This window comes from Kribbella sp. NPDC054772, assembly GCF_053611945.1.
In genome coordinates, this window is sequence record NZ_JBSHBJ010000006.1 from 14386 (window position 1) to 37665 (window position 23280).

General features: G+C 69.3%; 22 protein-coding genes. 8 read left to right on the forward strand and 14 right to left on the reverse strand.

Annotated elements, in window-relative coordinates; genetic code table 11:
- Positions 1-60 precede the first annotated feature (60 nt).
- The gene (locus ACWGID_RS12205; protein WP_452196484.1) at positions 61-861 is read right to left on the reverse strand and encodes an LLM class flavin-dependent oxidoreductase; all 801 of its coding nucleotides are present in this window, start codon (positions 859-861) and stop codon (positions 61-63) included.
- Positions 861-1688 carry an alpha/beta fold hydrolase gene (locus ACWGID_RS12210; RefSeq protein ID WP_452196485.1) on the reverse strand — a complete coding sequence of 276 codons (828 nt, stop codon included), beginning with the start codon at positions 1686-1688 and terminating at the stop codon, positions 861-863. The genes ACWGID_RS12205 and ACWGID_RS12210 overlap by 1 nt, the downstream gene beginning before the upstream one ends.
- Positions 1689-1771: 83 nt before the next feature.
- Here ACWGID_RS12210 and ACWGID_RS12215 point away from each other — a divergent pair, with 83 nt between their 5' ends.
- On the forward strand, positions 1772-2644 hold the full coding sequence (locus ACWGID_RS12215) for a LysR family transcriptional regulator (RefSeq protein ID WP_452196486.1): 873 nt from the start codon (positions 1772-1774) through the stop codon (positions 2642-2644).
- Here ACWGID_RS12215 and ACWGID_RS12220 read toward each other — a convergent pair.
- Positions 2641-4656 carry a glycoside hydrolase domain-containing protein gene (locus ACWGID_RS12220; RefSeq protein ID WP_452196487.1) on the reverse strand — a complete coding sequence of 672 codons (2016 nt, stop codon included), beginning with the start codon at positions 4654-4656 and terminating at the stop codon, positions 2641-2643. The genes ACWGID_RS12215 and ACWGID_RS12220 overlap by 4 nt on opposite strands.
- A gap of 178 nt (positions 4657-4834) precedes the next feature.
- Here ACWGID_RS12220 and ACWGID_RS12225 point away from each other — a divergent pair, with 178 nt between their 5' ends.
- Together ACWGID_RS12225 and ACWGID_RS12230 are read left to right on the forward strand one after the other, a co-directional pair.
- Positions 4835-5410 carry a TetR/AcrR family transcriptional regulator gene (locus tag ACWGID_RS12225; protein WP_452196488.1) on the forward strand — a complete coding sequence of 192 codons (576 nt, stop codon included), beginning with the start codon at positions 4835-4837 and terminating at the stop codon, positions 5408-5410.
- Between the two features lie 70 nt (positions 5411-5480).
- A complete protein-coding gene (locus tag ACWGID_RS12230) occupies positions 5481-6674 on the forward strand; it encodes a Cmx/CmrA family chloramphenicol efflux MFS transporter (RefSeq protein ID WP_452196489.1) in 1194 nt (397 codons plus the stop codon).
- 186 nt (positions 6675-6860) lie between these two features.
- Here the strand turns inward: ACWGID_RS12230 and dnaE are convergent, their stop codons facing one another.
- Positions 6861-10367, reverse strand: coding sequence for a DNA polymerase III subunit alpha (gene dnaE, locus ACWGID_RS12235; RefSeq protein WP_452196490.1), 3507 nt, complete (start codon positions 10365-10367; stop codon positions 6861-6863).
- A gap of 113 nt (positions 10368-10480) precedes the next feature.
- Between dnaE and ACWGID_RS12240 the strand changes: the two genes are divergently transcribed.
- Together ACWGID_RS12240 and lexA are read left to right on the forward strand one after the other, a co-directional pair.
- Positions 10481-11398 carry a LysR family transcriptional regulator gene (locus tag ACWGID_RS12240; protein WP_452196491.1) on the forward strand — a complete coding sequence of 306 codons (918 nt, stop codon included), beginning with the start codon at positions 10481-10483 and terminating at the stop codon, positions 11396-11398.
- Between the two features lie 67 nt (positions 11399-11465).
- Positions 11466-12119, forward strand: coding sequence for a transcriptional repressor LexA (lexA, locus tag ACWGID_RS12245; RefSeq protein WP_452196492.1), 654 nt, complete (start codon positions 11466-11468; stop codon positions 12117-12119).
- On the opposite strand, the gene ACWGID_RS12250 is transcribed toward lexA, so the two are convergent.
- Genes ACWGID_RS12250 through ACWGID_RS12265 form a run of 4 tightly spaced genes read right to left on the reverse strand, consistent with a single transcriptional unit; the run spans position 12116 to position 14558 of the window.
- Entirely contained in the window at positions 12116-12568 is a 453-nt protein-coding gene (locus ACWGID_RS12250; protein WP_452196493.1) for an SRPBCC family protein, read from the reverse strand. The two genes, lexA and ACWGID_RS12250, sit on opposite strands and share 4 nt — an antisense overlap.
- Positions 12569-12595: 27 nt before the next feature.
- A complete protein-coding gene (locus tag ACWGID_RS12255; protein ID WP_452196494.1) occupies positions 12596-13786 on the reverse strand; it encodes an RNA polymerase sigma factor in 1191 nt (396 codons plus the stop codon).
- A gap of 1 nt (position 13787) precedes the next feature.
- Positions 13788-14132, reverse strand: a complete 345-nt coding sequence (locus ACWGID_RS12260) for a YciI family protein (protein ID WP_452196495.1) — start codon at positions 14130-14132, stop codon at positions 13788-13790.
- 27 nt (positions 14133-14159) lie between these two features.
- Complete coding sequence (locus tag ACWGID_RS12265) at positions 14160-14558, reverse strand: VOC family protein (RefSeq protein ID WP_452196496.1); 399 nt, start codon at positions 14556-14558, stop codon at positions 14160-14162.
- 88 nt (positions 14559-14646) lie between these two features.
- Between ACWGID_RS12265 and ACWGID_RS12270 the strand changes: the two genes are divergently transcribed.
- Positions 14647-15285: a class I SAM-dependent methyltransferase gene (locus ACWGID_RS12270; protein ID WP_452196497.1), complete on the forward strand. Its 639-nt coding sequence runs from the start codon at positions 14647-14649 to the stop codon at positions 15283-15285.
- A gap of 6 nt (positions 15286-15291) precedes the next feature.
- Here the strand turns inward: ACWGID_RS12270 and ACWGID_RS12275 are convergent, their stop codons facing one another.
- Genes ACWGID_RS12275 through ACWGID_RS12285 form a run of 3 tightly spaced genes read right to left on the reverse strand, consistent with a single transcriptional unit; the run spans position 15292 to position 17794 of the window.
- Positions 15292-15789: a hypothetical protein gene (locus ACWGID_RS12275; protein WP_452196498.1), complete on the reverse strand. Its 498-nt coding sequence runs from the start codon at positions 15787-15789 to the stop codon at positions 15292-15294.
- Positions 15790-15845: 56 nt separating this feature from the next.
- A complete protein-coding gene (locus ACWGID_RS12280; protein ID WP_452196499.1) occupies positions 15846-16478 on the reverse strand; it encodes a response regulator in 633 nt (210 codons plus the stop codon).
- A complete protein-coding gene (locus ACWGID_RS12285) occupies positions 16475-17794 on the reverse strand; it encodes a sensor histidine kinase (RefSeq protein WP_452196500.1) in 1320 nt (439 codons plus the stop codon). The genes ACWGID_RS12280 and ACWGID_RS12285 overlap by 4 nt, the downstream gene beginning before the upstream one ends.
- Positions 17795-17899: 105 nt before the next feature.
- On the opposite strand from ACWGID_RS12285, the gene ACWGID_RS12290 reads away from it, so the two are divergent.
- The gene (locus ACWGID_RS12290) at positions 17900-19573 is read left to right on the forward strand and encodes an ABC transporter ATP-binding protein (RefSeq protein WP_452196501.1); all 1674 of its coding nucleotides are present in this window, start codon (positions 17900-17902) and stop codon (positions 19571-19573) included.
- A gap of 188 nt (positions 19574-19761) precedes the next feature.
- Here ACWGID_RS12290 and ACWGID_RS12295 read toward each other — a convergent pair whose 3' ends face one another.
- The gene (locus ACWGID_RS12295) at positions 19762-20202 is read right to left on the reverse strand and encodes a YybH family protein (RefSeq protein WP_452196502.1); all 441 of its coding nucleotides are present in this window, start codon (positions 20200-20202) and stop codon (positions 19762-19764) included.
- 92 nt (positions 20203-20294) lie between these two features.
- Here ACWGID_RS12295 and sigJ point away from each other — a divergent pair, with 92 nt between their 5' ends.
- A complete protein-coding gene (gene sigJ, locus ACWGID_RS12300; RefSeq protein WP_452196503.1) occupies positions 20295-21200 on the forward strand; it encodes an RNA polymerase sigma factor SigJ in 906 nt (301 codons plus the stop codon).
- On the opposite strand, the gene ACWGID_RS12305 is transcribed toward sigJ, so the two are convergent.
- Positions 21163-22398, reverse strand: a complete 1236-nt coding sequence (locus ACWGID_RS12305; RefSeq protein ID WP_452196504.1) for an FAD-dependent oxidoreductase — start codon at positions 22396-22398, stop codon at positions 21163-21165. The two genes, sigJ and ACWGID_RS12305, sit on opposite strands and share 38 nt — an antisense overlap.
- Complete coding sequence (locus tag ACWGID_RS12310) at positions 22395-23261, reverse strand: AurF N-oxygenase family protein (RefSeq protein WP_452196505.1); 867 nt, start codon at positions 23259-23261, stop codon at positions 22395-22397. The genes ACWGID_RS12305 and ACWGID_RS12310 overlap by 4 nt, the downstream gene beginning before the upstream one ends.
- Between the last annotated feature and the right edge of the window lie 19 nt (positions 23262-23280).

Sequence of the window (23280 nt, forward strand, 5' to 3'; positions counted from 1 at the left end):
CTACCGCATTCCTTTGATTAGACACCTAGGCCCGCGACAGCAACACCCCGTCACGCCCGGCTACTTCGGAGGACCGGCGGCGATCACCGCACGAACGTCGGCCAGGCGCAGGGTTTCCGGCTCGATGTCTGTGAGGGACCAGGTCGCGCCGGCGTCGGCGTACGGGCGGGGGTCGGCGGACGGGAGAACTTCCACCGCGATGTCATAGTCGTCGAGGTTTCCTCGCAGGTCACGGAGTACGGCGGTGGCCTCGGACAGCTGGTCCACCGACGTCAGGTTGACCGGGAAAAAGCCGTCGTACTTCGCTGCGCGCCGGACCGGTTTGGCGTTGCCGGGGAAGCCCGCGACCCATATCGGAACGCGGCCGTTCACCGGGCACGGCAGGAACTGCACGTCGTCGACCGTGTAGTGCCGGCCGTGGTGACGGACCGGCTCCCCCGTCCAGCCGTCGGTCAGGATGTCGAGGGTCTCGTCCATCTGCTCCGCACGGATCCGGTCATTCAGCTCCTCGCCGGTCTTGGAATACTCCTGCGCGAACCGATCGCTCCCCAGCCCCACCCCGAGCGTCAGCCGACCACCCGAGAGCCGGTCCAGAGTCGTTGTCTCACGCAACAACTTCGTCGGCCGCCGGCGCGCGATCGGCGTCACCATCGGCCCGATCCGCAGGCGTTCGGTGGCAGTCGCCATCGCGCTCATCGTGATCCACGGATCCAGGACCTCGCGGATCGGCGGCCGCCACCACAGCTGGTCCCACACGAAGAACCCGTCCCACCCGGCTTCCTCGGCGGCCGCGGCCAGGCGCGCGACCTCGACCGGATCGGACAACTCGTCGAACAGTGGCAGCCAGATCGCGAACTTCATCATCGCTCCTCGGTGTGTTTGACCAGTGCGTCCACAAACACGTTCCAGTACGGCGCCGACAGTCCGTGCCCCATGCCGCGCAGTACGACGAGCTCGGCCCCGGGCACCGCGTCGCGAATCGCCTCACCGTGCGGCAACGGGAGCAGCGGATCGGCGTCGCCGTGAAGCACCAGCACCGGCATCGCGAGATCCGAGTATCCACCGTTCCGCGGCCCGTCGAATGTCATCGCGTAGTGGTTCGTCAGCGCCGCCTCGTAGTCCCGTGCTCGCGCCATGTCCTGCTGGACCAACGCTCGCGCCGACCCCGCGTCCCACTGTCCCGCCGCCTCGGCCTCGATCGCGCGTACGACGTACTCCTCGACGCCGGCGGGATCGCTGAAGTCCGGCGTACCCAAGTGCGGGAAGTCCGGTGATGGTGACGGGAGTCCCTCGTCGCCGGTGCTGCTCGACACGAACGTCAAGGAGGCGACTCGGGACGGGTGGTCGACGCCGAGGATCAGCGCCGTACCGCCGGACATCGACTGCGCCACCACGTGCGCGCGTTCGACGCCCAGGGCGTCGAGCAGGCCGACGGCGTCCGCGGCGAGGTCGCTCATCGCGTACCCCGGTGCGCCGACGGGGAACGAGGTCGACCGTCCGGTGTCGCGCTGGTCGTAGCGGATCACGAAGCGGCCGTGGGCGGCGAGCTCTGCGCACAGCTCGGCGTCCCACCACAGCATCGACGCCGACGCGCCGTGGATCAGCAAGATCGCGGGATCGGTGCGGTCGCCGTAGGTCTCGGCGTACAGCTCGATGCCGTTGACGGAGTACATCTTCTCGGTGGTCATGTATCGACCGTAGAAGCGGTCGATGATCGTGAAAAGCGATTGATTCTGATCAAAGCGATCGCCAGAGGCGATAGAGTGGGCGGATGTACGAGTTGCGTCATCTGGCGACGCTGGCCGCGGTCGCCGACGAAGGATCGTTCGGCCGCGCCGCGAGCCGGCTCGGGTACACGCAGTCGAGTGTCAGCCAGCAGATCGCCGTCCTCGAGAAGGCGGCCGGTGGTGCGCTGTTCGATCGGCCGGGCGGTCCGAAGCCGGTCCGGATCACGCCGCTCGGCGCCGTCGTACTGCGGCACGGACGCGACCTGCTGCGCCGCGCGGACGAGATGAGCGACGGGATCGAGCGGTTCCGGGCCGGTGACAGCCGGATCGACATCGGCACGTTCCAGACCGTCTCGAACACGTTGCTGCCGCGGGTGATCCGCGAGCTCCGGGACGCCCACCCGGCCTGCGACATCCGGCTGTTCGAGGAGGAGACGGACGACCCCGACCTGACCGGGCTCGACCTGATGTTCTTCGACGGCCGCGGCGGCGAGGGCATCGAGCACCTCAAGCTGTTCGACGATCCGTACGTCCTCGTCGCGCGACCGGGCGACTTCCCCGCCGGGCCGGTCCCGCTCGACAAGCTCGACGCGCTACCGCTGGTCGCCCATCCGCCGATCTGCCACCAGGCGGTCGTCGAGGACTTCCTGCGCGCACGGAGCATCCGTCCGCAGTTCGTGTTCCGCACTGAGGGCAACGAGGCCCTGCTGGCGATGGTCCGCGCCGGTCTCGGTGCGGCACTGGCGCCACGCCTCGCCGCACTCCGGGACGACGAGAGCCTGGCGTTGCACGAACTCACGCCAGAGCTCCCGCCGCGGGAGATCTTCCTGTTGTGGCAGGCCGGCCGCACGCACTCACCGCTCGCGGCGCACGCGATCGAACTCGCGCGGAATGCGGCGGCCGACCTCGCCAGTTAGCTGACCGTCAGGACCTTGGACGCCGTCTGCGTGCCCTGGTGGTCGGCGTCCGCCAGCCACACCACGCGGTACGTGTACGTCCCGCGCGCCGTCGGCTTGATGCTGAACGCGTACTTCCCGTTGGTCGTCAGCTTCCCGGTCGTCACCGCGACCCACGACGTACCGGACCGCCGCTGCAGGTACGCCGTCGTACCGGCGTGCGCGGGGTTCAGGTAGCCGTAGAGCAGCGTCGATGCGCCGAGCTTGATCGCTCCCGGAGTCAGGTACGCCGACAGCGCCGGGTGCACCTGGACCAGCGCAGCGGAACTCCGCGTCCCGAGCAGCCCGGTCGCGCCGTTGTAACCCCACATGTAGTTGGTCGACACCGTCGGCTTCTGCGACGTCGACGCCACACCGTTCGCGTCGGTGGTGAACGAGCCGACCGTCGTCCACTTACTCGCGTTGATCGCCTTCGAGTACAGCACCGCCGGTACGCCGGCCATCTTCGCCGCACCGTCCAGCCGCGTCACGGCCGTCGACAGCGTGACCGCGCCCGTGTACATGATCGATGCCGCACTGGCTCCGATCGTCGCCTTCGTGCCGACCAACCGCGCGTCGACACCGGGGCTGATCTTGCCCTTGCTGTCCTTCACCCACACCCGGTACGCGTAGCTGGCGGAGTTCGAGAGCCCGGTCTGGGTGAAGAGACTGGCAGTGCCGCCGTAGACCGCCGTACCGGATGTCACCAGCGGCGGAGGAGTCGTGCCGGACGCATTGCGCACCATGATCTGGCCGAGCGTCGTGTTCGCCGGCTTACCCCAACGCAACGTCGCAACCCCGGGCCCGCCGGTCACGCTGAAGCTGGTCACGGGCGGCGGCGGAGCCGTCAGATTCAGGTAGTTCTTGTCGACGTTCATCTTCACGCCACCGTTGGTCTCGGTCGCATTCGCGTACTGATGCACCCGCTGGTGGTTGCTCCAGTTCGCGGCTGGGACCGAGATCGTGCCCGGCGTGTTGTTCCACTGCGCGACCCAGATGTTGTCCGGTCGCGTGTACGCCGTGTTCGCGTACGAGGCGACCAGCGCGGCGGCGCCCGACGTCGCATTGACGTACGCACCGCCGAGGTAGCCGCGTGAGTTCAGCTCCTGCGTCCATCCACTCAAGTAGGACACCACCGCGGCGTCGCAACCGGCTGACCGCGTGTAGCTCTCGATGTCGCTGTAGATCGCGCTGCGCTGCGCGAACCCGAGCGCCTGCGCCGCGGTGACCGCGTTGATGGCCGCGTTCTTCCCCTGGATGAACGACGTCGCCGGCACGGCGGACATCCGGCTCTTGAGCGTCGTGCACCCGGTCGGCGCCTGCAGACCGACGTCGATCAACAGGAACTGCCAGCCCTTGGCCGCGTTGGCCGAGACCCAGGACGAGGTCAGGTTCGGCTGCGTGGCGCACGCGCGCAGTCCACCGCTGATGTAGATGCCGACCCCCTGGTACGCCGGGCGCCAGGCGTCCATCGTCGACTGCGTCGGCGCGTCACAGGTGTCGAAACCCTGACCCGCGAAGTTGCCCGTGGCAACCACAGTCGGTGCGACCGCGGCCTGCTGGGCGACGCGGGCCGATGAGGTCTTCGTGACGACCCGGCCGGTGGCGAGGACGTCGTTCGCCGCGCGCTCGTCGCCGGGTGCGTAGTACGCGGTCGCGAGCACGCCGGCGTCGGTGATCGCGCGCCGCAGCAGGCCGTCCGTCGACGGTTGCGCGGTGGTCAGCGGCTCGAGCACCAGGCCGGAGCTGCGGCCGACGAGGTGGGCCGGGCAGTTCGACTGTGCCGTACTGCGGCCCAGGTAGACCGCCGGCTGGTCGAGGCGGACGCATGCCGTCGGGTTCGCCGCCAGGTCGACGACCGGCCAGTCGGACGGAACAGTTACTTGGTAGCCGCGGTACGAGACAGTCTTCGTCTCGCCGGCGGCCGCCGGGCCGGTGGCGGTGATGCCTGCCACCAGCGTGAGGGCGAGTGCGAGCCCCCCAGGTCTTAACAACCTCACAGTGCTCCCCAGTTCATCGTTGGACGGTGCCCCCAAGTGAAGGCGAGCGCCCGCGCTCTGTCGAAGAGCTTCCGGCACTCGCCTCGATGCCCAGATGCTATCGGCGGCCGAGTTCTACGTACCCAGGGCCTGTTTTGGATCGATCGGTCCATAACGTGCTATGCTCGGCGGCATGCCGAGACCGCGGACGTTCGACGAGGATCGCGCCATCGATGCCGCGATGCGGGTGTTCTGGACCTCCGGCTACGAGGCGACCTCGACGCAGGACCTCTGCGACGCGACCGGCCTCGGCCGGAGCAGCATCTACAACACGTTCAGCAGCAAGCGCGATCTGTTCGACCGCGCGCTGCGGCGCTACACCGACCGTTTCACCGCCGACCAGCTCGAGGTCATCCAGGACGCCACGCTCCCGATCAAGGAGCGGATCCGCCGGATCCTCTGGACCGCGGTCGAGCCGGACCCCGACGATCCGTCCGGCTGCTTCGTGATCAACACGATCGTCGAACTCGGCCCGAAGGACGCGGAGATCATCGAGCGGCTCGACCGCGACCACGAGGTCAAGCTCGTTGCGCTGACCACTGCCATCCGAGCAGCGCAGGCAGGCGGCGAGCTCGACCCGGATCGCGACGCGGCCGGGCTCGCGACGTACATCTTCACCGTGCTCGGCGGCCTGCGGGTCGCCGCCCGCCGCGGCGCGGACGCGGACACCCAGCGGGCCGTCGTCGAGGCGACCCTCAGCAGTCTCTGAACTCCCCGCCAGACTTCCCGGTTCACTCCGCCCAGGTTTTGAACCGCTCGATCCACTATGAGAGGACCTCATGCCTCGCGCTGTCTATCTGCTCGGCCTGGCGATCTTCGCCCAGGGCACGTCCGAGCTGATGCTCGCCGGTCTGCTCCCCGAGATCTCCACCGATCTGCACGTCTCGATCCCGGCCGCCGGGCTGCTGATCTCGGCGTTCGCGATCGGCATGCTCGTCGGCGCCCCGATCCTCGCCGTCACCACGCTGCGCTGGTCCCGCCGGGCCGCGATGCTGGCGTTCCTGACGATCTTCGCGCTCACCCACGTGGCCGCCGCGCTCACCTCGTCGTACGGCGTCCTGCTCGCGACTCGGGTCGCGGGCGCCTTCGTGTACGCCGGGTTCTGGGCGGTCGCCTCGGTAACCGCGATCGAGCTCGCCGGGCCCGAGGCTCGCGCGAAGGCAATGAGCATCCTGGCCGGTGGTCTCACGGTCGCCACCATCGTCGGGCTGCCGGCCGGCACGCTGCTCGGCCAGCACCTCGGTTGGCGGTCGGCGTTCTGGGCGGTCGCGATCTTGTCGACGCTGTCGATCGCGGGCATCGTCACCACAATCCCGAAGGGCCGCAGCGAGAACGTTCCGCAGCTCCGGCAGGAGTTCCGGAACCTGGCGAACCCGCAGCTCTGGCTCGCGTACGGCACCACGGCGCTGTCGACCGGCGCGATCCTGGTGATCTTCAGCTACCTCGCTCCCCTACTCACCGAGATCACAGGGCTGTCCGACGCGTGGGTGCCGGTCATCCTGGCGTTGTACGGCGTCGGCGCGCTGATCGGCATCACGATCAGCGGACGGACCGCGGACCGGCGGCCGTTCGGCACGCTGGTTCTCAGCCTGACCGGAGTCATCGGCGCGGCGGTGGTGCTGGCACTCGCCACCGGCACCCCGTGGCTCGCCGTACCGGCGATCATCGGCGTCGGGACGTTCGGCTTCGCGACCAACCCGGCGGTGAACTCGCGGGTGTTCAGCGTCGCGGGTTCGGCGCCGACGTTGGCTGCCGCGTTCAACATCTCCGCGTTCAACGTCGGCATCACGGTCGGCCCGTGGCTCGGTGGGCTCGCGCTCGACGCCGGCGCCGGGTACTCGTCGGTCGGCTGGATCGGCGCCGGTCTCGCAGTCCTTGCCTTCGGCACCATCCCACTCGCCCTCCGCGCCGCGGGCCAGGCGCGGGCTGGTCAACCGGCGTACGAAACCGCCAGTTCGATCACCGGCGCGTAAGCCGCTCGCCGGGCGCCGGTCCAGGTGCCGCCACACACCGAGCAACGGCCCGACCAGCTCGACCTACGCCGCACGTCCATCAACCGCAACCCTGAGTAGGTCGTCCTGCCGCCGAACATCCGTCGCCCCAACGAGCAACTGCCAGGGTGATGGGTAAGAGGCAGAAGGATGGGTGGGGTCTACCGCTCAGGTGGAGTGGCGGCGGGCGTGGACTGTGGCTACTTCGGCTTTTAGGTCGGACCAGAACTCTGGGCCGGCGGTGACGCGGAAGGCGAGGCGGTAGACCGTTGTCTTCTTCGGCCCACGGACGCGTAGTTGCACCTCGGAGCGGCCCGGGTGAGCCGCGAGGACGTCGCGCAGGAGGTTTACCGTGCGGGGTACGACGTTGTGCTGTGTCATCTCCAGCTCGACCACCCCGACCGTCGTCAGGTCCGGGACCTGCACCTCGGACCCGATCAACCGCGGTACGTCGTCCCGCTTGTCCACGCGCCCCGTCACAAAGACGACCGCATCCTGCCGCAGTCGCTCGGCCACCAACTGATAAGTCGCCGGGAAGAACAGGCACTCCACCGAGCCGGCCAGGTCCTCGACCGTCGCCGTGGCCCACGGATCGCCCTTCTTCGTCACCCGGCGCTGCAGTCCCGAGATGATCCCGCCGATCGTCACGACCGCGCCGTCGGGACGATCGGCGAGCTGGGAGATCCCGACGTCCGCCCGCTCGGCCAGCGCACTCTCGAGCCCGAACAGCGGATGGTCCGAGACGTACAGCCCGAGCATCTCCCGCTCGCGGGCCAGCAGCGTTGCCTTGTCCCACTCGTCCGGCGCGAAGTTCGCGTCGAGCGTGAACACCGGCGCATCCGTCGTACCGAACAGGTCGAACTGGCCCTCGGCTTCCTTCCGCTTCACGGCGACCGCGTTCTCGACCAACTCCTCGTGCCGTTCGAGCAGCCCCATCCGGGTGTGCCCGAGGGTGTCGAAGGCACCGGCCTGGATCAGTGACTCGACCGCACGTTTGCTGCAGGCAACGGTCTCGACCTTCGCCAGGAAGTCCGGGAACGACGCGTACCGCCCACCCTCCCGCGACCGGATGATCCCCTCGACGACCCCGGACCCGACGTTCCGGACGGCGGACAGTCCGAAGAGCACCACGTCCTCGCCCTGCGCCGCGAAGTTCGCGAGCGACTCGTTGACGTCCGGCGGCAGTACCTTGATCCCCATCCGCCGGCACTCGTTCAGGTACACAGCGGACTTGTCCTTGTCGTCCTTCACCGAGGTCAGCAACGCGGCCATGTACTCGGCCGGATGGTTCGCCTTCAGGTACGCCGTCCAGTACGACACCAGCGCGTACGCCGCAGCGTGCGCCTTGTTGTACGCGTACCCGGCGAACGGCACCAGGACGTCCCACACCGCCTGCGTCGCCACGTCCGAGAATCCGTGCTTGCGGCAACCGTCCCGGAACGGCCCGAACTCCTGGTCGAGCACTTCCTTCTTCTTCTTGCCCATCGCCCGGCGCAACAGATCGGCCTGCCCGAGGCTGTACCCGGCGAGGATCTGCGCCGCCTTCTGCACCTGCTCCTGATACACCACGAGCCCATACGTGATCCCGAGGATCTCCCGCAACGGTTCCTCGAGCTCCGGGTGGATCGGCGTGATCTCCTGCTGCCCGTTCTTCCGGAGCGCGTAGTTGTTGTGCGAGTTCATCGCCATCGGCCCCGGCCGGTACAGCGCGGTCACGGCGGTGATGTCCTCGAACTGGTCCGGGCGCATCAGCCGGAGCAGCGCGCGCATCGCCGTACCGTCGAACTGGAAGACGCCGAGGGTGTCGCCGCGGCCGAGCAGCTCGAAGGTCCGGGTGTCGCCGAGCGGCAGCCGGAGCAGGTCGATGTCCAGTCCCTTGGTCGCCTGCACCATCTTCACCGCGTCGTCGATGATCGTCAGGTTGCGCAGGCCGAGGAAGTCCATCTTCAGCAGCCCGAGCGACTCGCAGCTCGGGTAGTCCCACTGGGTGATCGTGACGCCGTCGGTGTGCCGGACCCAGACCGGGACGTGGTCGACGATCGACTCGCTGGACATGATCACGCCGGCCGCGTGCACGCCCATCTGTCGGACCAGCCCCTCGACCCCTTTCGCGGTGTCGATCACGGTCCGGACGTCGGGATCGTTCTCGTACATCGACCGGACCTCGGACGCCTCGTCGTACCGCGGGTGGCTCGGGTCGGTGATGCCGGTCAGGTCGATCCCGGAGCCGCCGACGTCGGCGGGCATCGCCTTGGTGATCCGGTCGCCGGTCGCGTACGGGAAGCCGAGCACGCGGGCCGAGTCCTTGATCGCGTTCTTCGCCTTGATCGTGCCGTAGGTGCCGATCATCGCGACCTTGTCGGCGCCGTACTTCTCGGTGACGTAGCGGATCACCTCGACCCGGCGGCGTTCGTCGAAGTCGATGTCGACGTCCGGCATCGAGACCCGCTCCGGGTTCAGGAACCGCTCGAAGATCAGGCCGTGCTCGATCGGGTCCAGGTCGGTGATGCCGAGCGCGTAGGACACGAGGGACCCGGCCGCCGAACCGCGCCCCGGGCCGACCGCGATGCCGTTCCGTTTGGCCCACATGATGAAGTCCGCGACCACCAGGAAGTACCCGGGGAACCCCATCTGGATGATCACGTCGATCTCGTACTCGACCAGCTTCTGGTACCGCTCGTCCCACCCGTCCGGGTACCGCCGCCGCATACCCCGCAGTACCTCGTCCTGGAACCAGGTCACCTCCGTGAACCCCTCGGGTACGTCGAAGCGCGGCATCAGGTCACGCTTCTCGAACATCCCGCTCGTATCGATGCGCTCGGCAACGACCAGGGTGTTCCGGCAGCCCTCCTGCCAGGCGTCGGACGAGTCGATGGCGTACATCTCGGCCGCGGACTTGAGGTAGTACCCGGTCCCGTCGAACCGGAAGCGATTCTCGTCGGTGAGTGTCTTGCCGGTCTGGATGCACAGCAGCGCATCGTGCGCGGTGGCTTCGGCGGCGTACGTGTAGTGCGAGTCGTTCGTGACCAGCGGCGGGATGTTGAGCTTCCGCGCGACGTCGAGCAGCCCGTCGCGGACCCGGCGTTCGATCTCGATGCCGTGGTCCATCAGTTCCAGGAAGTAGTTCTCCTTGCCGAAGATGTCCTGGTACTGCGCGGCTGCTTCGACTGCTGCGTCGTACTGTCCGAGCCGGAGCCGGGTCTGCACCTCACCGGACGGACACCCGGTAGACGCGATCAGGCCCTCCGACCACTGGGCCAGGCTCTCCTTGTCGATCCGCGGCCACTTCTGCAGCCAGCCCTCCTGGTACGCGTCGGACGAGAGGCGGAAGAGGTTGTGCAGACCGGTCGCGTCGCGCGCCCAGATCGTCTTGTGCGTGTACCCACCGGACCCGGCGACGTCGTCGCGCTTCTGCTGCGGCTGCCCCCAGAACACCCGCTCCTTGGTACGGCGGGATCCCGGCGCGACGTACGCCTCGATGCCGATGATCGGCGTGATGCCGGCCTTGCCGGCCTGGTGGAAGAAGTCGTACGCACCGTGCAGGTTCCCGTGGTCCGAGATCGCGAGATGCGTCATACCCTGCTCGGCGCAGGCGGCGAACAGATCCTTCAGCCGCGCGGCCCCGTCGAGCAGCGAGTACTGCGTATGGACGTGCAGATGTGTGAACGAAGGCACTCGAGCTCCACAACCGTCAGTTGTCTGGAGCCCTCATCCAAGGCGCCGTGGGAGCGTGTGATCAAACAACCCGAGCGGCCGGTCCACAACTGCCGGTTGTACTGTCTGGTCCCGTGAATCTCGACAGCCTGCGGGCGTTCGTGGCCGTCGCCGAGGAAGGCCAGTTCCGGTACGCCGCGGATCGGTTGCGACTGAGTCAGCAGGCGGTGTCGAAACGGATCGCCGCCTTGGAGTCCTCGCTCGGCGTCACGCTCTTCGACCGCGTCCCGACCGGCGCGACACTGACGCCGCAGGGACGGCGGTTCCTGCCACACGCGCATGCCGTACTGATCGCCGCACGGCATGCGGTCGAGTCGGTGCAGAGCGAGGCGCGGCCGCTGCGCGTCGACATCCTCGGATCCAGGCTGCTGCCGGGAGTGATGATGCTCGACTTCCACCAGCGGCATCCGGAGATCGCGCTCAAGACGCTCGTACTGCGCGGTCTGGGCGCGGCGCTGCCGGCCTTGCTGTCGGGCGAGATCGATGCGACGTTCGCGTATCACCCGGAGCCGTTGCCGCCCGGGGTGGAGAGCACGGTCGCGTACCTCGAGCCGCACGAAGTGATCGTCGGCGCCGACCATGCACTCGCGCACCGGACCGCGGTCGCGGTGGACGAGTTGCGTCAGCACACGTTCTGGATCCCCGGGATCATCGACGGCAGCGAGTGGGGCGCGTTCTACCAGGAGCTGTCCGCGGAGTTCGGCCTGACGATCGACTCGACCGGGCCGAACTTCGGGTTCGAGGATCTGATCGGCACGATCGCCGAGTCGAAGTCGGTGATCACCTTCTGGGGCGAGCGGACGCGCGAGGCCGGGCCGTGGCCGCGTGGCCTGCGGAGGCTGCGGGTGGTGGATCCGACGCCCGTCTACCCGTGGTCGCTGATCTGGCTGAGCTCGAACAAGCATCCCGATCTGGCTGCGCTCATCGAGCACGTACGCCGGCAGCCGCAGCCCGACGTCGACGATCTCTGGCTGCCGAAGGCGCTGCGCTAGCTGCTTGCTTCTGGTGACGGGCGGGTCGGAGCACGACGACCGGCGGGCGGCGCTTTAGGATTTCGCGGTGACTGATCTCGACCCGTTCGGCGACCTCGACACCGCCGCTCTTCCGGAGCGGCAGCAGCGGATCCTGGTGGTGATCCGGGACTGGGTGACCCGGCACGGGTACCCGCCGAGCAGCCGGCAGATCGGCGACGCGGTCGGTCTGCGTTCCTCGTCGTCGGTGTCCAAGCACCTGGCCAGCCTCGAGGACAAGGGCTTCCTACGCCGCAGCCCGTCGGTGTCCCGGCCGATCGACGTCCGGATGTTCCTGCAGGAGTCCACGAGCCGCGACACGGGCGGCGAGAACGTTCCGGTCCCCGTGGTCGGCGACATCGCGGCCGGTACGCCGATCTCCGCGGTCGAGCACGTGGACGACGTACTGCAGCTCCCCCGTGGTCTGACCGGGCGGGGCAACGTGTTCGGCCTGCGGGTCCGCGGCGAGTCGATGATCGACGCGGCGATCTGCGACGGCGACATCGTCGTGGTCCGCCAGCAGTCCGAGGCGCACTCGGGCCAGATCGTCGCCGCGATGATCGACGAGGAGGCGACGGTGAAGGTCTACCGCCGCCGCAACGGCCACGTCTACCTCGAGCCGCGGAACCCGGCGTACGAGGTCATCGACGGCGACAACGCCACGATCCTCGGCATCGTCGTCTCCGTACTGCGCAGCGTCTAGCGCTCCAGGTTCGTCTTCTCGAGGTTCGTCTTCAGGCGGGCCAGGTTGTTTTGCATCTCCTTGCGGGACTGTGGCACGACCATCAGCGGTACGAGGACCTTGCCGATGCCGTGGCCCTCGAAGTCGAGGTCGATCGTGACCGTGCTCGCGGCGCGGTCGGCGATCGGCTCGACGGTCACGTTCACGGTCGCGCGGATCGGGCCGTCCTCGCCGCGGACCGCCCACGCGCGGGGCGGGTCGAAGACGGTCAGCCGGGACGTGACGTCGCGTTCACGGCCACCGATCTTGCGGCGGGTCAGGCACTTCGCGCCGATCACCGGTTCGCCGCCTTCGAGGTGGCCGCCGGTGACGTTCGCCTGCCATTCGGGGAAGTGGTCCGGGTCGGTGACGTAGGCGAACACCTCGTCCGCCGGGCGCTCGACCTCGACCTTCGTGACGATCGATCCCATCTCGGTTCTCCTTCGGCTCATCCTTGACTACTTGGCCAGGCGCTCGTGAAGCAGGTCCAGTTGCGCCGGGTTGGTGGTGAGCTCCGCGGCCCGCTCGTCGGCGGCATGCGCTTCGGCATCACGGCCGAGGTCGCGGAGGAACTGCGCCCGGGTGGCGTGGAACAGCGGATAGCTCTGCAGGTCGTCCAGCCGATCGAGCTCTTCGAGCGCCGGCGCCGTGCCGCGTACGTACGACAGCGCGATCGCCCGGTGCAGACAGGTGACCGAGCTCGGTTGGACGGTCAGGAGCATGTCGTACAGCACGAGGATCTGCGGCCAGTCGGTCTCGCCCCAGGTGGGCGCCTCGCTGTGGCAAGCGGCGATCGCGGCCTGCAGCTGGTACGGCGCCGGCGCGTGGAAACGCCGCGCCGTCCGGGTGAGCAGCGCGGTCGCGTCGGCGATCGCGGCGTGGTCCCACAACGTGCGGTCCTGATCCGCGAGCAGCACGAGGTGCGGTGTGAAGCGGGCCGCCGTACGGGCGCGGTGCAGGCGGATCAGGGCGAGCAGGCCGGCGACCTCGGGCTCGTTCGGGAGCAGGCCGTGCAGGAGCGCGGTCAGCCATTCGGCGTCGTCGACGAGGTCGCGGGAGTGCGCGCGTTCCGCCGTACTGGACAGGTAGCCCTCGTTGAAGAGCAGGTAGATGACCGTGAGTACTTCGGTGAGGCGCTCGGGCAGCTCGTCGTCGCGCGGGATCCGGTACGGGATGCCGGCGTCGGTGATCTTGCGTTTCGCCCGCGTGATGCGTTGCGCAACCGCGGACTCGGAGGCGAGGAACGCGGCAGCGATCTGCGCGGTCGTCAGTCCGCAGACCACGCGCAGGGTGAGCGCGACCTGAGCTTCCCGGGCGAGGGCCGGGTGGCAGCAGGTGAAGATCAACCGCAGCCGGTCGTCCACCGGCGGCTGCTCCAGTGGTTCGAGCAGAGCCAACTTGGCACGGTAGTTCTGCTGCCGCCGCAGTACGTCGAGACCGCGGCGCTTCGCGACCATGAAGAGCCACGCGTCCGGCCGCTCCGGGATCCCCTCGACCGGCCAGCGCTTGAGCGCGACCTCGACCGCGTCCTGGACCAGGTCCTCGGCGGCGGCGAAGTCGCCGAGCAACGAGACCAGGGCACCGGCCAACCGGCCCGCGTGGTCACGCACCACCCGGGCCAGCTCGTCCTGCGTCCTCACATCCGTCACATCACATCTCTTGGACCGGCCGGATCTCCACGACCGGGCAGCCCGGCCAGGTCTTCACCATCCGGAGCGCCTCGTCGAGGTCCTCCACGTCGATCTCGGTGAACCCGGACACCACTTCCTTGCCCTCGATGAACGGCCCGTCGGTGGTCAGCACCCCGCCGTCCAGCCGGACCGTGGTCGCGGACTCCGGACCCTGCAGCTTGTTGCCGCGGTTGGTGATCTTGTCGTTGTGATCGTCGAACCACTGGTAGATCCGCCGGTACGCCGCCTCCTTCTCGGCCGGCGCCTGCGCCGCGAACTCCTGCGCGAACTCCTCGGTCTCGATGAACATCAGCACGTACTTCACGGGTAAACCTCCTGGTGACAGTCTGGCTCAGGACGCGGGCAGGTTGGCGTAGAGATCGACACCGTTCCCGGACGGGTCGGCGACGGTCGCGTACCGCATCCCCCACGGCGCGTCGAACGGCTCCTGCAGGCTCTGGACGCCGGAGCTCACCAACTCGGCGTACGTCGAGTCGACCGCCGCGGGACCGTCGTACTCGAAGGTGAGGAACGTCCGGCCGAGCTTCGGCGGGGTCCAGCCCGCGGTGCTCTGGCTGCGCATCTCCTCGGTGTCGAGCATCAGGTGCAGGCCGTTCGGCAGGTCGCAGCCGGCGTGGTTGTCCGGCATGTACGGGTCCGGGACGAACTCCAGGCCGAGGCGGCGGTAGAACTCGATCGCCGCGCCGAGGTCGGACACGACGATGTCGATCGCTTTCACTGTGGTTGGCACGGTGGGTACTCCTTGGTGGTCGAACTGCTGACACCTTGGAGACGATCGGCGCAGGCCCTGATCCGACACGTCTGAGAAACTGGGCCGCATGAATCGACCGGTGTTCGCCCGGATGTACGCGCGGGTCCGCCCGTCACTGGACGAGGTCGGCGCTGCCGATCACCGACGGCGGCTGCTCGCCGGGGTCGCCGGACAGGTCGTCGAGGTCGGCGCGGGCGACGGCGGCAACTTCGCGTACTACCCCGCCGCAGTCGAGCGAGTGCTGGCCGTCGAGCCCGAACCGTTCCTGCGCGCCACCGCCCAGCGCGCCGCGTCCACCGCACCGGTGCGGGTCGAGGTCGTCGAGGGTACGGCGGACCGCCTGCCCGCGGGTGATGAGTCGGCCGACGTCGTCGTGGTGTCGCTGGTGCTCTGCTCGGTGCCTGACCAGTCGGCCGCGCTGGCCGAGGCTCGGCGGGTGCTTCGGCCCGGTGGTGAGCTGCGGTTCTACGAGCACGTCGCGGCCGAGGACGGGAGTCGGCTGGCGAAGGTGCAGAAGGTGATGGACGCGACGGTGTGGCCGTGGTTCGTGGGTGGCTGTCACACGCATCGCGACACCGCGGGCGCGATCACCGCGGCGGGGTTCGAGATCACGGAGCTGGATCAGTTCTCGTTCCCACCGGACCGGGCGACGCCGGCGAGCCCGCACATTCTCGGCCGGGCGGTCCGGCCGGTCAGTGCTAGTTAGTGGCGGCTAGTGATGGTTAGGCCCGTCGTCCGAGGATTTTCCGGACGTCCCGTCGCCTGAACCGTGCTTGCCCGAGGTCGACGTCGTGCCGGACGATGCCTTGCCCGAGGTCGACCTCGTGCTGGTTGGCGCCTTCGTGCGGTTCCCGCCTTTGTCGTCGCCTGGCTCGGCGGTCTTCGTCGCGCCGGGCGTACGCTTCCGGTCGCCGCCGTGATCGTCCGGCGTGGTGCGGGTCCGCGTCGGGGTGATCTGCTCGCTCTGCGGCGTGATCGTTTCGGGGGGTGGGAACCAGAGCGGTGCCGGCGAGTTGCCCGGCGTACCGGGGTCGAAGGCCGACCAGACGGCTGTCCCGCCCGCGACCAGCCCCGCGGCCGCGGCCAGTCCGAGGACGCCGGTGCCGACCCAGGCGAGGTAACGCCGCGAGCGGTGCGCCGGCTCGTCGGCCGCCTGTCCCGACTGCAGCACCACCGGGCGCCGACGCGGGTCTGCTGGCTTCTCGTCCATGGGTCGATCCTGGCCGAAGCGGCAGGCCCGGGACCATCGGACCTTGGTACTAGTACCTACTCGTCCCGCCGCTGCCGCTGGGACCAGAGGGCAGCCTGGGTGCGGTCGGTGACGCCGAGCCGCTGGTAGATGTTGGTGAGATGCGCCTTCACCGTGCGCTCGCTGATCCCGAGCCGCCGGGCGATCGTCTTGTTCGGCAGACCGGACCCGACCATGTCGAGGACCTCCTGCTCCCGGTCGGTCAGCTTCGTGTCCGGACCGGGCGACCGCCGATTCGTCAGCAGCACCCGCGCCGCCTTGGGGTCCAGCGGTGAACCACCCGACACGATCTCCCGGATCCCCGCCAGGATCACCTCGGGCTCACTGTGCTTCAACAGGTAGCCCTCGGCGCCCGCCTGGAGCGCGTCCAGGATCCGCGTCTGATCGCTGAACGAGGTCAGCACCAGCACATGCGCGTCCGGATTCGCGGTCACGATCCGCTCGGTCGCCGTGATCCCGTCCGTCTCCGGCATCGACAGGTCCATCAGTACGACGTCCGGCGCGAGGTCAGCCGCCATCGTGGCCGCCTCGGCGCCGTCACCGGCCGCGCCGACGAGCTCGATGTCGTCCGCCGTACCCAGCAACTGGGACAGGCCGGTCCGGACGATCGCGTGGTCGTCGGCAATCAGCACCCGGATCACCCGGCTCACACTGGCACCTCGGCTTCCACCCGTGTCCCTTGGCCGGGAGCGGCCCGGACGGTCAGTGTGCCACCCGACTCGGCGAGCAGGTCGCCGATCGAGCGTAGCCCGAGGTGCCCGTCGCTGCTGCGTTCCCCGAGCCGCGACTCGTCGAACCCGCGCCCGTCGTCGTCCACCACGAGCACCGCGCGACCGTCCTCACGGCCCGCCTTGATCAGCACCTCCCGCGCCCCACTGTGCGCGGCGACATTCCGTACGACTTCCTGCGCCGTACGGAACAGCAACGCCGCAGCGGCCGTCGGCAACGACTCCGCTCCATCAGTCTCCAGCCGGACCTGTACGCCGGTCCGCTCCAGCCCGGCCGCCAACTCGGCCAACGCCGATGCCAGCCCTTCCTCGGCCAGATTCGGCGGATAGATGTCCACCAGCAACGATCGCAGCGACCCGATGCTGCCCCGCAATCGCGAGGCACTGTCGGCGATCAACTCCGCCCGTTGTCCCTCGGTGGGCTGCCCCAGCCGCATGGCGTCCAGCGCGTAGTTCAACCCGGTCAGCTCCTGGACGACACCGTCGTGCAGCTCGCCCGCGATGCGCCGGCGTTCGGCGTCCGACGCGTCCACGGCGTGCTGCAGCAACCGCTCACGGTCCCGCTGCTGTCGCTGAACCCGCCGCGCCAGCGACCACGCGAACGGGATCTGCACCAGCTCCAGCACCAGCAACGCCCCGAGCGACGGCGGTGCGAACCGCTGCCACGCCGCCTGTCCCGCTTCGGTCACCGCCCGATATTCGAAGTACGCCTCGAACAGCATCGGCTGACCGTTGCTCGCGCGAACGCCGACGTACACCTCGAGGAGTTTCTGGTACGGGATCTCGAATTGGTTCTCGGGTCGGCTCAGGTCGCTGACCTCGGACGCGCTGCTGCCCTGCCGTTGCAAGGCCGCCTGCTCCTCGGCGCCGAGCGGGAACTGGCGGCCGATCAGTCGCGGCTCGTCGGAGTACACGATCTTCCCGTCGGCGTTCCACACCTTCACGCGGACCAGCGAACCCTGCAACACGTACTTCCGCATCGCCTCGTCGAACGACCGCAGCGCGGCCGGCTGACCGGCGACCACGGCGGCGTCCAGGCGCGGCTCGACCACGCCGCGGGCGGTCACGTACGTCACCTGGCGCGCGGACTCGGTCGCCTGCTCGACACCCGCCTGGCGGGCCACGAACGCGATCAAGGCCGCGAGTGAGAGCAGCACGATCAGGCCGGCGGCGGTGAAGCGCACCAGCAGCCCGACCGTCGAGATCGGGCCGCGGTCGGCGCGTCGAAGTCTCCCCATGGCAGGGATCGTAGGGTGCGCGCACCGGTCGGCGGCAGCCCGACAACGGTCGTAGTACCAAGGTGCACTACCGGAGCCGACCAACCGGCGGCGAGCGTTGGCGGCATGAAACTTCCGCTGTCGCTCGCCGTCGCCGGGCCCGCCGCACGAGCAGAGCTCCCCGCTCTCGCCACCGCGGCCGGCCTCGTCGTCGTCCGAGTCGGCGCGGTCCTCCTCCGCCCCTGGCCCCTCGCCCTGGCCGTCGACCATGCCTTCAGCCAGGAACCAACAGTTGATCCGCTGCTGGTACTCGCACTCGCGGCGGCTGCGAGCGTGTTGCTCTCGGCGATTGTCGGGCTACTCGACATGGCCAGCCTGCGGTCGGTCGAAGGGGCCGCCGAGCGGATCGGCGCCTCGCTGCGCGCCACCATGTTCCAGCGCACGATGACCCGCTCCCTGCGCTGGCACGACCGGATGCGCAGCGGCGAGCTCGTCACCAGGCTCACCACCGACGTCGGCCGCCTCCTCGACGCCGTGGTCGCGGTCACCACGTCCTTCCTCCCCGACGCGGTCATGCTCGCCGGCGTACTCGCCCTGCTCGTCGCGTTCGACCCGCAGCTGGCGCTCATCGGACTCACGGTCGCCCCCATCCTCGCCGTACTGGCGGTCCGCCAGCGCCGACGGATCCGCGCCGCGCAGCAGGACGCCCGGACCGAGGCCGGACGGTTGGCGGGAGCAACCACCGACCTGCTCCGCAACGTCCGCGCCGTCCAGGCGTTCGGCCGGATCGACCGCGCCGCCGCGATCTTCGGCACCCGCAACCGCGCCGTCCTCGACGTCGAGCTCCGCGCCATCGACGTCGACGCCCGCTGGACCCCGATGGCCGACGTCGTCCTCGCGGTCGGTGCCGCGCTCGTCCTGGTCGTCGGCGGCCGTCACGTCCTCACCGGAGCGCTGAGCGTCGGCGGCCTCCTCGTCGTACTGGCCTATCTCCGAGACCTCTACTCCCCCGTCCGCGGCCTCACTCGGCTGTCCGTCGTACTCGCCAAGGCCGGTGCCAGTGCCGTCCGAGTTCGCGACGTACTCGACTGCGACGAAGCCGTCCAGGACCGTTACGACGCCCGCCCGGCACCACGTCTCCGCTCCGGGATCCGCTTCGAGCGCGTGTCCTTCGGCTACGAACCCGGCCGCCCGGTCCTCGACCGTTTCGTCCTCGACGTCGCAGCCGGCGAGACCGTCTGTCTGCTCGGCCCGAGCGGCATCGGCAAGAGTACGGCGCTGCACCTCCTGCTCCGCCTGTACGACGTGGACGCCGGCCGGATCCTGATCGACGGCGTCGACCTCCGCGACTGCGACCAGCACAGCCTCCGCGACCGCTTCGCCTTCGTCCCGCAGGACCCGTGGCTGCTGGACGCGACCGTCGCCGAGAACATTGCGTTCGGCAACCAGAACGCGACCCGCGGTGGTGTCGTCGCCGCCGGCCGGGCCGCTCTGGTCGACGAGTTCGCGGACCGCTTGCCCTTCGGGTACGACACTCCGCTCGGCGAGGGCGGCGTACGGCTCTCCGGCGGTCAGCGTCGCCGGGTCGCGCTGGCCCGGGCCGCGGTCTCGTCCGCGCCGATGGTGCTGCTCGACGAGCCGACCGCCTCCCTCGACCCGGTCTCCGCGGCCGCCGTCATCGAGGCCATCCGGACCACCACCGCGCAGCGCACGGTGCTGATGGTCACCCACGATCGCGACCTGGCGGCGATCGCCGACCGGGTCGTCACGCTCGACCACGCACTCACCGGAAGGAGGTGAATTCCATGAAGCTCCAGGACACCCTGAGGATCAAGCCGGTCCTGCACCACGGCGGACGGTCCGGCAGCCGGTCGCGTTCGCGCAGCCGCAGCCGCAGCCGTTCCCGCAGCCGCTCGCGCGGCTGAACCCGCTGCTGATCCCCCAGCCTGCCGCCGGTGGACGACCACCGGCGGCAGGCTCATGCCGGCTCAGGGGGTGAGGTCCATCGCAGCGCGGCCGTCCGGGAAGTGGGTGGGGACGGATACCTGGTCGTGGACGATCATCCAGTGGCCGTCGACCTTCTGCCACGCGGCGGTCCAGCGGAGCCAGTAGTCGATCTTCCCGCCGGTGGCGAGCGCGGAGTTCATGTGATTCACGGCGTACACGACCGCCAACTCTCCGTCGACGAGCACCGTCAGATCGCGGACTTCGTACTCCAGCGGGAGCTTGAAGGCGGTGAAGACGAGCTCCCAGTTCTCCATCTTCTTCGCGGCACCCAGGTGCCGGAGCGGCGGCTGGATGTCGAACGAGACGATGTTCGGCGCGAAGATCGTCCGCAAGGTCTCCAGGTCACCGGTCCGTACGGCGGTGACGAGTGCGTCGACCCGTTCCCGGATGTCGACTTCGGCGATTGCGTTCTGTGTGGTCATGATCGGTACGACGGAACACGCCGGCGAACTGTCAGATCTCACACTCGCGCAGGCTGTCTCGTCGTCCGGGTATGAACGAGGAGAGGACCGACATGACGGACCCGGGTCTGAGCGCGATCATGAGCGAGCGGCGGCAGCTGATCAACCTCGCCTACCGGCTGCTCGGCTCGCTCGCCGACGCGGAGGACGTGGTCCAGGAGACCTACGCCCGCTGGTACGCGATGACGCCCGCCGAGCAGTCGGCGATCGACAACCCGGCCGCGTGGCTGACCAAGGTCGCCAGCCGGATCTGCCTCGACCTGCTCCGTTCCGCCCGCGCCCGGCGCGAGCGGTACGTCGGCGAGTGGATCCCCGAGCCGCTCCCGGAGAGCACCGAGTGGCACAGCGGCCCGACCGGCTCGGGTGAGCTGGCCGACCCGGCCGACCGGGTGACGCTCGACGAATCGGTGAACATGGCGTTCCTGGTCGTTCTCGACGCGATGACGCCGGCCGAGCGGGTGGCGTTCATCCTGCACGACGTGTTCCGGTACCCGTTCCCGGAGGTCGCCGAGATCGTCGGCCGGACGCCGGCGGCCTGCCGTCAGCTCGCGTCCTCGGCGCGGCGCCGGATCCGGGACGCGGAATCGCCGACGCCGCCGTCCGCGCGGCGGGCCGAGCTCGTCCGCGAGTTCAAGGCCGCCTGGGAGGCGACGGACATCGCCGCGCTGGTCACGCTGCTCGACCCGGATGTGCTGGCGACCGCCGACGGTGGCGGCGTGGTGACCGCCGCGCTCGAGCCGGTGCGCGGTGGCACGCAGGTCGCCGAGTACTTCACCGGTCTGCCGGTGTTCAACCTCGGACGCCAGATCGTCGAGCGGACGGTCAACGGTCAGCCGGGCCTGGTGATCGAGTTCGAGGGTGTCGTCGAGACCGTGATCGCGTTCGACGTCGCCGGCGACCAGATCACCAAGATCTGGGCGATCAGGAACCCGGAGAAGCTGCACCCCTGGACGCACTGACCAGCGTCATCACGGTCTCCTGGGCGCAGGCCTTGTTCACGCCGATCCCGCCGCGCGCACCGCGTTTGATCCAGCCCGCCACGTAGTGGCCCGGCCGGTCGACGACGGCGCCGCGGACGTTCGGTACGACGCCCCGCTGCACGTCGAACGGCAACCCGTCGACCGGCTGCCCGACGAACCCGATCGCGCTGAACAAGTTGCCCGCCGCAATCGTCTCGCCGGTGTCCAGCGTCAGCCCGTCCGCACCCCACCCGGTCGGCCGCGCGTTGTACCGCAGCTCGACCCGGTCACCGGCGGCGTCCAGTAACTCCCGCAACGCCGACTCCGTGTACGCCGCTTCCTCGGGCCCGCGCCGTCCGAGCAGCACGACCTCCTTGATCCCGCGCGCACCGAGCGCCCGCCGTACCTCAGGCGTCACGTCCATGGCGCGCAGCCGCTCCTCGTCACTCAGGAGCAGGCGTGCCAGATCGAGCGCGACGTTCCCGTTGCCGACGACGACTGCTCGCGGACCGATCAGTTCGACGGGCAACGTCGTACCCGGTCGTCCGTTGTACCAGGCAACGAACTGCTCGGCGGTGCACTCGCCCTCGAAGCCGAGTCGGCGGCTCTCATAAGCGCCGACGGCGTGGATCACCGCGTCGTACCCCGTCATCTCGGAGGCCTCGGTGCGCGGGCGCCAGCGGACCCGCGGGTGCTGCACGATCCGCTCGAAGGTGGAGATGATCTGCTTGGTCCGCGGATGATCCGGCGCAACACCGAACCGCACCAGCCCGCCGACGTGGTCGAACCGGTCGACGAGCGTCACCTCGGCCGTGGTCCGCAGCAACAGTTCACGTGTCGCGTACATCCCGGCCGGTCCCGCGCCGACGACCAGCACGCGTCGCGGGCCGCCGCCCCAGGTCTCGTACGTCGTCGGCTCCCACGCGTCCAGATCGAACGCGTTCAGCGGCTCCCGATCAGCGAAGTACGCCGCGTTCCGCTCGACGTCCTCGGGCGCTGACTGGTCGGCGGGCTGCGCCGCGTCGACCGGGCAGATATCGGCGCACGCACCGCAGTCGATGCAGGTCCGCGGATCGATGAACAGGCTGGCACCGGTCCCGAACCCGGGCTCGCCCGGCGACGGGTGGATGCTGTTCATCGGGCAGACCGCGACGCAGCTCGCGTCCGAGCAGCACTCCCCCGAGATCGCGTAGCTCACAGCAGCCCGGTCCGCCGATACACGCGGGCCGCGGCCGGCGTCAGCAGGCCGACCTCCCGGAGGAAGTCCATCAGGTTCGCGCAGCTGGTTCGCAGCAGCGACCGGTGGTGCTCGTTGCGCCGCGCTTCACGGACCGCGCGGTCGGGGTCCAGGCCGACGTTCTTGTACACCTCACGGCCCACCATGCTGGACACGATCATGTCCGCCGCGATCGCGATCACCAGCGCGCTCACCCAGCGCCGGCCGCGCGACGCACCGGCCAGCCGCTCGCGCGTCTCCTCGCGGGCGAACACCATGTGCCGCGACTCCTCGACCACGTGGATGTGGTTCACGGTGCGCACCATCGGCTCGACCCGGCGGTCGCGCATCCAGTCGCGCTGCATCACGTCGAGCACTTCCTCGGCGACCAGAATCGCGGCGTACGCCGACTCACCCGTGGCGATCGTCTTGAACGCGCGACCCAGCTCACGCGCCAACAGCCGCGGCCGGTACGCCGGCTCCACCAGCTTCTCGGTCGCGCGGGCGAACATGATCGAGTGCCGGCACTCGTCGGCGATCTCGGTCAGCGCCCACTGGAACTCCGCGCTCCGGGCCGGCTTGTCGTACACGTCGCGGAGGATCAGCTGCTGCAGGATCAGCTCGAACCAGATCCCGGTGGTGGCCACCGACGCCGACTCGTGCCGGGTCAGCTCCCGCCGCTGCTCCTCGGACAGCTCGTCCCAGTACGGCGTCCCGTAGAGCGTGCTCCACTCCGGGGACAACCCGTACCCGTCGCCGACCGGCGCGTCCCAGTCGATCTCCGTCTCGGGATCCCGCGACAACCGGGTCGCGGATCCCAGCAACCGCTGCGCGGTCTGGTCCATCGCTCACCTCCGGCGATAT

Excerpts from the sequence above, each read along its gene's own strand:
- ACWGID_RS12205 (WP_452196484.1), bottom strand. The coding sequence starts at position 861 with ATGAAGTTCGCGATCTGGCTGCCACTGTTCGACGAGTTGTCCGATCCG.
- ACWGID_RS12210 (WP_452196485.1), bottom strand. The coding sequence starts at position 1,688 with ATGACCACCGAGAAGATGTACTCCGTCAACGGCATCGAGCTGTACGCC.
- ACWGID_RS12215 (WP_452196486.1), top strand. The coding sequence starts at position 1,772 with ATGTACGAGTTGCGTCATCTGGCGACGCTGGCCGCGGTCGCCGACGAA.
- ACWGID_RS12225 (WP_452196488.1), top strand. The coding sequence starts at position 4,835 with ATGCCGAGACCGCGGACGTTCGACGAGGATCGCGCCATCGATGCCGCG.
- ACWGID_RS12230 (WP_452196489.1), top strand. The coding sequence starts at position 5,481 with ATGCCTCGCGCTGTCTATCTGCTCGGCCTGGCGATCTTCGCCCAGGGC.
- ACWGID_RS12250 (WP_452196493.1), bottom strand. The coding sequence starts at position 12,568 with ATGGGATCGATCGTCACGAAGGTCGAGGTCGAGCGCCCGGCGGACGAG.
- ACWGID_RS12270 (WP_452196497.1), top strand. The coding sequence starts at position 14,647 with ATGAATCGACCGGTGTTCGCCCGGATGTACGCGCGGGTCCGCCCGTCA.
- ACWGID_RS12275 (WP_452196498.1), bottom strand. The coding sequence starts at position 15,789 with ATGGACGAGAAGCCAGCAGACCCGCGTCGGCGCCCGGTGGTGCTGCAG.
- ACWGID_RS12285 (WP_452196500.1), bottom strand. The coding sequence starts at position 17,794 with ATGGGGAGACTTCGACGCGCCGACCGCGGCCCGATCTCGACGGTCGGG.
- ACWGID_RS12290 (WP_452196501.1), top strand. The coding sequence starts at position 17,900 with ATGAAACTTCCGCTGTCGCTCGCCGTCGCCGGGCCCGCCGCACGAGCA.
- ACWGID_RS12295 (WP_452196502.1), bottom strand. The coding sequence starts at position 20,202 with ATGACCACACAGAACGCAATCGCCGAAGTCGACATCCGGGAACGGGTC.
- sigJ (WP_452196503.1), top strand. The coding sequence starts at position 20,295 with ATGACGGACCCGGGTCTGAGCGCGATCATGAGCGAGCGGCGGCAGCTG.
- ACWGID_RS12310 (WP_452196505.1), bottom strand. The coding sequence starts at position 23,261 with ATGGACCAGACCGCGCAGCGGTTGCTGGGATCCGCGACCCGGTTGTCG.